Annotated in this window: 8 protein-coding genes; all 8 read right to left on the reverse strand. The window is 72.2% G+C overall.

What is annotated here, in order from left to right; translation table 11 throughout:
- Positions 1-86: 86 nt before the first annotated feature.
- From ACTJJ4_RS12075 to ACTJJ4_RS12110, 8 genes are read right to left on the reverse strand one after another with little or no spacing between them, the layout of a single operon-like run.
- Positions 87-800, reverse strand: a complete 714-nt coding sequence (locus ACTJJ4_RS12075) for a hypothetical protein (protein WP_440943539.1) — start codon at positions 798-800, stop codon at positions 87-89.
- Positions 800-2,458: a serine/threonine-protein kinase gene (locus ACTJJ4_RS12080; RefSeq protein WP_440943540.1), complete on the reverse strand. Its 1,659-nt coding sequence runs from the start codon at positions 2,456-2,458 to the stop codon at positions 800-802. Before ACTJJ4_RS12080 ends, ACTJJ4_RS12075 begins: the two co-directional genes overlap by 1 nt.
- Complete coding sequence (locus ACTJJ4_RS12085) at positions 2,455-3,981, reverse strand: FHA domain-containing protein (RefSeq protein WP_440943541.1); 1,527 nt, start codon at positions 3,979-3,981, stop codon at positions 2,455-2,457. The genes ACTJJ4_RS12080 and ACTJJ4_RS12085 overlap by 4 nt, the downstream gene beginning before the upstream one ends.
- Entirely contained in the window at positions 3,978-4,796 is an 819-nt protein-coding gene (locus ACTJJ4_RS12090; protein WP_292699737.1) for a PP2C family protein-serine/threonine phosphatase, read from the reverse strand. Before ACTJJ4_RS12090 ends, ACTJJ4_RS12085 begins: the two co-directional genes overlap by 4 nt.
- Positions 4,793-6,340, reverse strand: a complete 1,548-nt coding sequence (locus ACTJJ4_RS12095; protein ID WP_440943542.1) for an RDD family protein — start codon at positions 6,338-6,340, stop codon at positions 4,793-4,795. The genes ACTJJ4_RS12090 and ACTJJ4_RS12095 overlap by 4 nt, the downstream gene beginning before the upstream one ends.
- Positions 6,337-8,733 carry a transglutaminaseTgpA domain-containing protein gene (locus ACTJJ4_RS12100; protein WP_440943543.1) on the reverse strand — a complete coding sequence of 799 codons (2,397 nt, stop codon included), beginning with the start codon at positions 8,731-8,733 and terminating at the stop codon, positions 6,337-6,339. The genes ACTJJ4_RS12095 and ACTJJ4_RS12100 overlap by 4 nt, the downstream gene beginning before the upstream one ends.
- On the reverse strand, positions 8,730-9,989 hold the full coding sequence (locus ACTJJ4_RS12105; RefSeq protein WP_440943544.1) for a DUF58 domain-containing protein: 1,260 nt from the start codon (positions 9,987-9,989) through the stop codon (positions 8,730-8,732). The genes ACTJJ4_RS12100 and ACTJJ4_RS12105 overlap by 4 nt, the downstream gene beginning before the upstream one ends.
- A complete protein-coding gene (locus ACTJJ4_RS12110) occupies positions 9,989-10,960 on the reverse strand; it encodes an AAA family ATPase (protein WP_440943545.1) in 972 nt (323 codons plus the stop codon). The genes ACTJJ4_RS12105 and ACTJJ4_RS12110 overlap by 1 nt, the downstream gene beginning before the upstream one ends.
- Positions 10,961-10,972 lie beyond the last annotated feature (12 nt).

The following is a 10,972-nucleotide window of genomic DNA, read 5'->3' on the forward strand; positions in this document are numbered from 1 at the left end:
AATCCCTGCTTTCGTTGAACCGCGCGTTTCACACTATCGCGCGCTCGATCTGCTCCTTGTGGCGTCCGGCCGACCGGGGCGTCGGACTAGGCGTCGACGTCGTCGTCGGGGACGAGAACCGGGGCGTCCAGCAGCGCCAGATCGTCCCTGGTGACCAGCCGGCTCGACACCGCGTGCTCGACCAGGCGCGCACGGCGGTTGGTCGCGAGCTTGCCCTGCCCGCCGCGCATGCCCTGGACGCCGATGCGGTCGAACTTGTCGCAGACGTTGTCGAGCTTGCGGTTGAAGCGCGTGCTCGTCCACCCCAGTCGTTCCGCGGCCTTCGCGGAGCTGGGGATCTCGCTCGTACCGGTTCCCTCGCGGCGCAGCACCGGCTCCGCCAGCGCCAGGATCAGCAGCTTCTGGCTCTCGGTCAGCGGCACGTGCCCGATCGTCGACTGGCCGCCGTCGGCCGCCTCGCGGGGCGCGATGCGGAACGCCGGGCCCTTCGCGTGGATCGTGAACTCGTACGTGGTCGGACCGGCGGTGAACACCACCGTGGTCTGCTCGAAGACGATCGGCAGTCGCGCACCGGGGGCGAGCCAGGCGTTGACTCCTCCCGAGGAGTCCGTCACCGTCGCGGTGAGCCGCGCTCCGACGTTGGACAGCCACCACAGCCCGTCGGTGTTCGAGATCTCCAGGAAGTTCCTGTGCAGGAAGAGGTTGTCGTCGAGTTCGAGGTCGCCCTGCCTGCCGACGTGGAACGGCTCGTCGGGATCGAGCGCGAAGTACTCCCCCGCGTACTCCACCGTGATGTCCATCAGCCCACGCACCCCCTGACCGGATCGGGCGAGGAACGCCCGTCAGCCCTCTTGATCAGCACCTCGACGCAGGTCGCCCCGGTACGTGCTCCGTCCAGGGTGACGCTGGTCTTCTCCGTCGTCTGCAGAGTACCCGGCCCGTCCAGGGTGTACTCGTACCAGATGTACGAGTCGCCCTTCTCGGGGTCCGGGTTGGTCCAGGTGAACGTCACGACACCGGCATCGCTGGTGCCCTTCAGATCGGCGACGTTCGGCACGAGGCCCGCGATGGGGTCCTTCGGCTGCGGCGGCCCCGCAGTGGTCTTGTCCGGCGTGGGCGTCAGCCCCCCGGCCAGTGTGCTGGCGAAGACGATGCCCAGCACCACGGCGACGACGCCGACGACCGCGATGAGCCAGCCCCACCACGGCATGCCGCCGCGGCGGCGTCCGGTCTCGAAGAGATCGTCGGATGCCGAGGCGCCCGGCCGCACGGCATCCGCCTGGGTCGCCCGCGCAGCGGCCGGAGCGTGCGGTGCGACCACCTTGGGTCCGCCGCGCAGCACCGTGGCGTCGTCGTCATCGGCATCGGCGGCCGCGGGCGCGGCGGCTCCGCGACGCTGCGTGCGCATCTGCGTCTCTTCCAGCGCATCCGCCGACGGACGGTCGAAGCGGGGCACGTCGGGCGTGCTCGGCTGCTTCCGCACGGTGGTCGCGGAGGGGCGCGTGGCCGACTGCGTGTCCGGGTTGATCGAACGGACCTCGCGGACGCGCGTCAGGCCGTCGTCGTCGTCCTCCAGCTCCTCGTGCGAGGGGTGCTCGTCGACGATGTCGATCGGCGTCACGGAGTGCGCGAGCTCGATCTGCACCTTCTGCAGCGCACGGGCGAACGCCACCGCACTCGGGTAGCGGTCCTCGGGCCGCTTGGCCATCGCCCGCGCCAGCACCGCCTGCAGGCTGTCGGGCACGTCGGCGCGATCCACCTTCGGAACGGCCATGCGCTCGATGCGCTCGATCAGATCGGCGCTGGAGTTGCGCTCGCCCTTGCGCTCGAACGGCGAACGACCGGAGAGCAGCGTGAACACCGTCGCCCCCAGCGCGTACACGTCGGTGCGCACGCCGGTGGTCGGGTTCTCGGCGAAGGACTCCGGCGGCGACCACGGGATCGACATGCCCGCTGCCTCGCTGTCGGCGGCGGTGGTCGACGCGATACCGAAGTCGGTGAGGGCCGGCCGGTTGTAGACCGTGACGAGGATGTTCGCGGGCTTGATGTCGCGGTGCAGCACGCCCGCGCGGTGCGCGGTCTCGACGGCGCCGCTGACCTGCACGCCGACGCGCAGCGCCTCGGCCACCGAGAACGGCTCCTTGCGGGTCCGCACCTGCAGGTTCGGCTTGGGGCAGTACTCCATCACGATGTACGGGCGACCGTCGGCGGCGACGCCGGCCTGGTAGATCGTGACGATGGCGGGATGCGTCGACAGCATCGCCATCACGTTCGCCTCGTTGGTGAACTCCTCCGCGGCGCCGGCGCTCAGCCGGTCGGCCAGCAGCACCTTGACCGCGACCTCTCGCTTGGGCAGCTGCTGCTCGTAGAGGAACACGTCGGCGAACCCGCCGGTGCCGAGCGGCCGGAGGTACTCGAACCCCTGCAGCTCGGGAGGCGGAGAGGGAGCGCGCGTCATCGCAGCTCCTCGACGGTGACGGTCACGCCGTCGCCCACATCGATGACGTCGCCGTGCAGCACCAGGGTCTGCTCGCCCGGATGCAGGCGCACCGGGTCGGCGCCGGGACGCAGCAGAGTGGAGCCGTTGGTCGTGTGCAGGTCGATGACCACGACCGAGTCGCCCTCGGGGCGCACCTCGAGGTGGTTGCGGGAGATGTCGGACTCCGGGCTGTCGACCGCGATCAGGTGCGGCATGGTGCTGCCACTGGTGCGGGTGGAGCGCGGCTTGCGCCCGATGATCACCGTGCGGTCGAGATCGACGACCTGCCCGGTGGAGAGCCGGATGCGGGCGCCGGATGCCGCGACGGGCGCGTTCTCGAAGACCGGGATGGCCTCGGTCGGGGCGTCGGGCGCGGAGGTCGCGGCCTCGGCGCGCAGGCGCCTGGCCTCCGCCAGCGAGATCGTCGCACCGTCGTGGTCGCCGATGTCACCCGCCGGGTCGGTCTGCGGCACTGCCCCGGGGAGCGGGGGTGCCGGCGGGATCGGCGTGACGAAGCCCGCCATGGTCTCGGCCACGTGCGGCGAGTCCTCGTCCGCCGCGGGAGGGGCGATCGTGGCGGCCACGTCGGGCGTGATCGTCGCGCCCAGGTCGGGCGTGATCGTCGCGCCCAGGTCGGGCTCCTCGGCGGGCGCGGCCTGCTCCGGTGCGGCATCGGCCGCGGCGCGCGCCAGCAGCATCTGGTCCGGGGTGATCGTCTCCGACACCGCTGCGCCGTCGAGGGACGCGGAGGGCTCGGGCTCGGATGCCGGCTCCTCGGCGGATCCGGGTTCGGCGATCTGTGCGGCTTCGGGCGACGCCTCCTCCGACGCCGCGTCCTCGGACGGGACGTCGGATGCGTCCTCCGGCTCGACGATGTCAGCCGTCTGCTCGTCCGCCGGCTCGGCGTCGGCAGCCGTATCCTCCTCGAGCTCGACCGCAGGCTCGTCCTCGGCGTCCTCGGCGTCCTCGAGCGGCTCTGCGTCGGCCTCGGGGGCGTCGTCCGCCTGCTCGCCGCCGCCGACGACGAGGGCGGCCTCAGCATCCTCCTCCGGGACCTCCTCGGGCTCGGGAGCCGTGAACGGCTCCCCCACCCGGACCCCCGACGTGAGCACCACGCCGGAGCGGATCGGGTACTCCACGGCATCCGCAGCATCCCCGATGCGGATCTCGAACCGCGGCTCACCCGCGATGTAGCGCTCGCTCCACGTGGTGATGTCCTCGCCGGAGAAGCCCTCGTCGAGACCGGTGCTCACGGTCACCGCGCCGCGCACGGCGAAGCGCGTGCCGCCGGGGCCGATCAGGGCGACGGCGAACGAGCCGAGGCCCGTGATGGCGCCGCCGGAGAGCACGTCGATGACCTCGGTCAGTGCGGGCACGCCCCTGCGCAGCATCTCGGACAGCGCCACGACCTTGTCGGCGCTCGCGTCGGCGGGCAGCGCGGCGATGCCCGCATCCTCCACGACGACCTGCCACTCACCCGGACGATAGATCACGTCGTTCATCGCATTCCTCCATCCGCCGCCGCGCGCGGACGCGTGTCGGCAAGGTCCTCGTCCTCATCGGCCTGCACGTGGATGCCCCGCACCGACGCGACCGTCAGCGCGTCGACGATCACGACCGTGACGTTGTCGCGGCCGCCGGCTCGCACCGCATCCGCCGTGAGGATCTCCGCGGCACGCTGCGGGTCGCGCTCGCTGCCCAGCACCTCGGCGATGCGCTCGTCGGACACCTCTGTGGTCAGCCCGTCGGAGCAGACCAGCATCCGGTCGCCGCGCTCAGCGGGGAAGAGCCAGTAGTCGGCGTCACCGACGCTGCCCGCGCCGATCGCACGCGTGATGATGTTGCGCCGCGGGTCGGTGTTGGCCTGCTCCGGGGTGATCTCGCCCTCTTCGATCAGCTCCTGCACGTACGAGTGGTCGACGGTGATCTGCTCGAGCTCGCCGTTCGAGAACTGGTACGTGCGGGAGTCGCCGATGTTCAGCACCAGCCAGTAGCCGAGTCCGTCCACCGTGGCGACGGCCACGCCGCTGAGCGTCGTGCCCGCGCCCGCGGAGCCGTGCTGGCCGATGGCGCCGACCGCCTCCCGAGCGGATGCCAGGGTGTCGCGCACCTGCGCGATCGAAAGCGCGTCCTGGCCGACCAGGGCCGAGAAGTGCTCGATGACGGTGGCACTGGCCACCTCGCCGGCGTCGTGCCCGCCCATGCCGTCGGCGACGATGAACAGCGGCGCGTTCGCCAGGTGGGAGTCCTCGTTGAGCTTGCGGCGGGCCCCCACGTCGGTGGAGCGTCCGCTCGCCGTCAGGATCGGCGCGGTCACACGTAACCTCCGATGGTGACGATGCGGTCGCCGATCTCGAGCGCGTCGCCCAGACGCACGGGAACGCGAGTGCCAGGGGGGCACGCGATGCGCACGCCCTCGCGCACGATCACGGTCCCGTTGGTCGACTGGCGGTCCATCACCCAGCCGCCGCGGGCGTCCGCCCCGGCCTCGAAGTGCGTCTTGGACAGCGAACGGGTCTCATCGCGGACGGCGACGTTGACCGCACCGTCGCGCTCCTCGGGGTTGCGGCCGAACACAGTGCGCCCGGAGACGGTCGCACGCTGCCCGTCGTCCCAGGTGAACACGAGGCGGTGACCGGGGACGCTGATGCGGGTGGACTCGATGTCGTCCTCATCGGGGTCGGTCACGAGCGGTGCGGACGGGGTCGGTGCGGCCATCGGCGCGACCGGGTTCTCCGCCGTGACGGGGACAGCGGCCGTAGCATCCTGCGGTGCGGATGCCAGCTCGGCAGGCGCCGGCGCGACGGGAGGCACGGAGCCCAGGCGCGCGGCCACGGTCTCGATCGGCGTCGGACCGGTCTCGGCCGGCACGGGAGCCGGGGCCGGGAACGCGGGCGCGTCCGCCGGCGCGGCAGGGGCAGCCGGTGCCGCCGGAGCGACCGGAGCCGCGGGGGCCGGGAAGGCGGCCGGCTCGGCGACCGGCGTCACCGGCTCGACGGGAGCGGGCGCCGCGGCGGGACGCACGGGCTCCTGGGTCACGCCGGGCACGAAGGAGATCAGCGGGTCGTCGGGCAGATCGCGGTGGATCGGCGGTGTGCTGGGAGCCGCATGCCGGGCCGGCGGCGACAGCACGGTGTGCTCGGCGAACTCGTCGTCCTCGGGCTGCTGCGGATCCTGCGCCGGAACGGCGGCCGGCGCTGCGGGGGCGGCGCCGGGCGCCGCCGGAGGCGCGAACGCACCTGCGGGCGAGGGCTGCGCGAATCCCGGCATCGCGGTCTGCGGCGCCTGCGGCGCCTGCGGCGCGGCGAACCCCGGCATCCCGACCGGCGCGGCCGGAGCCGCGCCCTCGGGTGCCTGCCCGGGCAGGAACGGCAGCGCTCCACCGTCGTGCTGGTGCACCGGTGCTGCCTGCGCGCGCGTGCTGTCCATGAGCATGACGGCGCCGCCGACCTTGTCGTGCCAGCCCTGGAATCGGCCCGAGCCGTCGAAGAGCACCGTGAAGTACCCGACGACGATCGACGCGGCCAGGCCCCAGATGACGTTGCGCAGCAGCGCCCGGCCGAAGCCCAGGGGCGACCCGTCGGTGGCCTTCGCCAGCCGCAGCCCCTGCGCGCGCATGCCGATGGATCCGCGTCCGGCCTGCAGGAAGGTGTAGACCAGCACCCACGCCAGGCCGAGGACGCTGAACAGCGGAGCGGCGATCAGCAGGGAGGTGAGCAGATCCCGCGTGCTCATGACGACGACGATCAGGATGATCGTCGGGACGACCACGCTGATCGCGAAGCCGATGGCGGCGTCGATGATGTAGGCGATGGCCCGCCGCTTGATCGGCGCGACCTCGTCGAGGGGAAGCATCGTCATGAGGTCTCGCTCTCGGATCGCGTGGTCTTGCTGTCGATGTTGCCAGGTTCACGACGCACGCGCGCGGCCGCCGCATCCTTGAGCTCCTGCAGCCGGGCTGCGACACGGCCGCCGCCGGTGAGCGAGCGCAGGCTGAGCCGCGCCTTGGTGCGCTTCCAGAATCCAGCCTCCTGGCCGAGTCCGCCGACCAGCGCGTCGACCTCCGCCCAGAAGGCGTCGACCTCCTCCTGGCTGGGGTCGTCCGGTCCGAACACCTGATCGTCGGCACGGTCGGCCAGTGCGGTCGCCGCGGGGAGGGCGAGGGCGGCCGACACGGTCGCCGCCTCCTCCACCCGGGTCCCGCCCGGCGCGAGACGCGCGCCGTAGTCGATCGCACGGTCGGTGAGCTCGTCCCAGCCGCCGCTGATGCGGTCGGCCGTGCGCTCGGCGTTGCGGCGCGCACGACGGCGGGACGCCTTCCACGCGCCGATCACGATGAACGGGGAGCTGAGGATCAGCAGCACCAGCAGCGAGACGCCGCCGATGGCGAGGATCGCGCCGATGATCGCGAGGATGTTCGGGGTGTCGTCCTCGGGCTGACGGTCGTCCGGCACCGTCGGGGGCAGGTCGACCGGCTCCTGCGGCGGGGGCGGCGGCTGCAGCACCTGCGGCTTCGGGTCGACGCGCGGCTTGGTGTTCTGGTCCTGCGGGACCTGGTCCTCCGGCGGCGTCGGGTCGAACGGCAGCCAGCCGTAGCCGGCGAAGTTGACCTCGACCCAGGCGTGCACGTCGTCGCCCGTGACCTTGAAGACGTTGCCGGTCTTGCTGTCCTTCTTCGGGTAGTACCCCATCACCACACGGGCGGGGATGCCGATCTCGCGCGCCATCAGCGCCATCGTGACCGCATACTGCTCGTCGTCGCCGACCATCTGGGTGCCGCCGATGAGCGTCGTGATGCGCTCGGCGCCGTGCCCGGCCCGGGAGAGGTGCGCCTGCGCGCCCAGACCGTGGCTGAAGAAGCCCTTCTTCGACAGATAGGTCTCGAGGGCGCGCACTTGCGCGATCGGCGTCTTCGCGTCGGTGACCGTCTCGGCGGCGAGGGTGCTGAGCTCCTCGGGCACGTTGTGCAGCTCGGGCAGCCGCATCTTCACGATGGGGGTGTCGCCGAGCTCCTCGTCGGTGGGGATCTTCGGGAACACCGCGTCGACCCTGTAGGTGTCGCCCTTGCGCAGGCCGGCGGTGACGACCGTGGTCCCCGTGGCGCTGTTGTGATAGCCGCTGCGGCGCAGCTCGTCCGCACGGGCGCCGTCGAAGGCGACCAGGTCCTCGGTCGCGGTGCCAGGCACCCACACGCCGCTGTAGTCGCCGATGTCGAAGCGCAGCGAGGCCTGCTTGCCCTCGACCCCTGCCGCCATGTTGGAGCGCAGCGGCGTGAACGCGCTGGAGGTGCCGGGGCCGCCGTCGGTGACGTTGTAGACCACGCCGTCCCAGTCGTCCATCGCCGCCAGGCGCACACGTGCGCCCTCCGGCAGGCCGGTGACCGTGAAGAGGGTCTTGTCCACCTGATCACGGACGTTCTTGCGGAACGCCTGCAGCGGGCTCGGATAGTCGCGGATGTTGAACGGCGGGACGATCGCGTCGCGGAACACGTGGCGCGGCTCCGCGGGCTGTGCGACCGCGCCCAGTCCGGCGCCGGCGATGCCTGCGACCGCCAGCACGGCGACCCCGCCGAGCAGCCGGCGGGTGCGCATGTGCGAGGCGCGGGTCGGGTCGACCTCGGAGACGTCGACGGCGCTGTTCTGGGGCGCCCACCAGACGCGCAGCGACATCCACACGGCCGTCACCGCGGCGAAGATCACGCCCTGCACCAGCGGGAAGGCGGGGTCGGGCACGCCGAGCGCGATGACCAGGATGAGGGCGGATGCCGCGGGGATCAGCGCCCACCACACCTGGCGCAGCCGGAGGGCCAGCGAGGCGGTCGTCACCGTCGCCACCAGGGCCACGATGAACGGGACGACGAGGTGGCCGTCCGCCGCCGACACCGGGGCCACCGTCGTGAGCAGCTGCTTCCACGAGGTCACGGCGCCGAGGGCGAGGCTCTTCAGCGTCTCGATCGTCGGCACGAACCCGGCCAGGGCCGTGTGCGGCAGCGCGAGTGCACCGCCGAAGAGGAAGTAGGCGGCGATCGTGAGCCCGGCGATGATCAGGATGCCCCAGCGGCGCCACATGCACACCGCCGCGATGGCCAGCCCCAGCAGCATCCCGCCGAGAGCCGCACCGAGGAAGGACGGGCCGGCGAAGCTCGGCCAGAAGCCGAGCAGCGCCACCGCCATGAGCACGGCGGTCGCGGAGAGGTCGAGGATCCAGCGCCGCAGCGGCAGCGGGGCACCCTTCGAGGTCGATGCGGAGGTCATGCGAGCACCTTCTGGAGAGCGAGGGGGAGCTGGTCGAGCGCTCCGATCGTGACGACGTCGGCGTCGGCGATGCGGCGGAGCGCCGGCTGCTCGACGCCGCCCTGCACGACCACGGCGATCACGCGCGCGCCGAACGGCATCCGCGAGCAGGCGAGCCGCAGGTCCTCGCTGGAGACGGCGGAGCCGCACACCAGGGCGACGACGCTGGCGGATGCCGTGGTCGCCGCCAGCACGCCGGCGAGCTCGGGCACGCCGCCGTCGCGGGGACGCGAGTGCTCCACCATGGACAGCGAGTCGAGCAGCTGCTTGCCTGTGCCGGCGGGCAGCTCGCGCCCCTGCACGCGCACGTCGACCTTCTGCGAGTCGCGCAGCGCGCGCAGGCCGATGGATCCGGCGACGGAGATGGCGAGCTCGAAGTCCTCGTCGCTGCGGTAGTCCCGGGGCGAGCGCGTCAGGCCGATCACGAAGTGCGAGCGGCGGGTCTCCTCGAACTGGCGCACCATCATCGTGCCGGTGCGGGCCGTCGAGCGCCAGTGCACGTGACGCAGGTCATCGCCGGGCTGGTACTCCAGCAGTGCGTGGAAGGACACGTCGTCGCGCGACAGGTCCGCCGCGGGCAGGCCCTCCAGATCGCGCAGGAAGCCGAGGGACTGGCCGCCGAACAGCGTGGTCTTCGGGTGCACGTACAGGTCGACCGGGTCGTCGCGACGGTGAGCGCGCTCGAACAGTCCCAGCGGGTCGCCGCGCACGACGCTCACAGGGCCCACCTTGACGACGCCACGGCGCTGCGTGGGGATGGCGAACAGCTCCTCGGCCTCCTGGCCGGGAGCCAGACGGCCGATCGAGAACTCGCCGCGGCCGGCGCCGACCGGCAGCACCACCCGCGAGGGCAGGATCGCGCGCGATCCGCGGTTGAGCAGGGTCAGCGCGCCGACCGCGCGCTCCCCCACCACCACGCGCGTGCGCGCGAGGTCGAGGGAGACGTCGTACTCGGTGCGGCCGATCAGGAACAGCGCGCAGATGACGGCGACCGCGGCCAGCACGAGACCGGTGACCACGACCTCCTGCCAGCCGAGCAGCTGGCCGGTGACCCACGCCGCGACCGCGAGACCCATCACCGTCCAGCCGAGAGGGCGGATGACGGCCGCGATGCGCCGCAGGCGGTCGAGGACGCGCGCGCCGATGACCGCGACGATGTCGCGCCATCCGGCCTCGCGGTCCGCCGCCCGGGGTGCCGCGATCGCATCCGCCGCCATCAGGCGTTCGTCCGCGCCTGGGGTGCCGCGACGGTGTCGAGGACCCGTGCGATGACGGTGTCGGCGGTGGTGCCGGCGAACTCCGCCTCCGCGTCGAGCATGAGACGGTGCTGCCACACGGGGCGGGCGAGAGCCTTGATGTCGTCCGGCAGCACGTAGTGCCGGCCGTGCGCGGCAGCCCAGACCTTGGCGATGCGGATCATGGCGATCGCACCGCGCACCGAGACGCCGAGCTTGATGGCGCTGTCGCCGCGCGTCGCCTCGGCGAGCTCGGCGGCGTACCGCAGCACGGCGGGCTCGACGTGCACGGTGGCGGCCAGGTCGGCCATGTCGGCGACGGCGCTGGTGGTGATCACCGCGGCCAGCCCCGCGGCGGGGTTGCGCTGCGCGGCACCGGCGAGGATGCTCTCGGTGACCGCCAGGCTCGGGTACCCGATCGAGGTCTTGATGAGGAAGCGGTCCAGCTGCGCCTCGGGGAGCTTGTAGGTTCCGGCCTGCTCGACCGGGTTCTGGGTTGCGATCACCAGGAACGGACGTCCAGCCTCGTGCGTCACGCCGTCGACGGTGACGCGCGACTCCTCCATGACCTCCAGCAGCGCCGACTGGGTCTTCGGCGAGGCGCGGTTGATCTCGTCCGCGAGCACGATCGACGCGAAGATCGGGCCCTTGTGGAACTCGAACTTGTGGTTCTGCTGGTCGTAGATGGTCACACCCGTCACGTCGGACGGCAGCAGGTCGGGGGTGAACTGGATGCGGGAGCTGGTGCCCTGCACGGTGGCGGCCAGCGCCTTGGCGAGGCTGGTCTTGCCGGTGCCCGGCGCGTCCTCGAGCAGCACGTGGCCCTCGGCGAGCATGGCCGAGAGCACCAGGCTCACGACCTCGGGCTTGCCCTGCAGCGCCTTGTCGATGTTCTCCACCAGGCGGGTGAAGGTGCTCTGGAACCAGGCGGCCTGTTCGGGGGTCATTGTCATGTCGATGTCTCT

Source organism: Microbacterium sp. 22195 (assembly GCF_052056515.1).
In the GTDB taxonomy this organism is placed as follows: Bacteria; Actinomycetota; Actinomycetes; order Actinomycetales; family Microbacteriaceae; genus Microbacterium.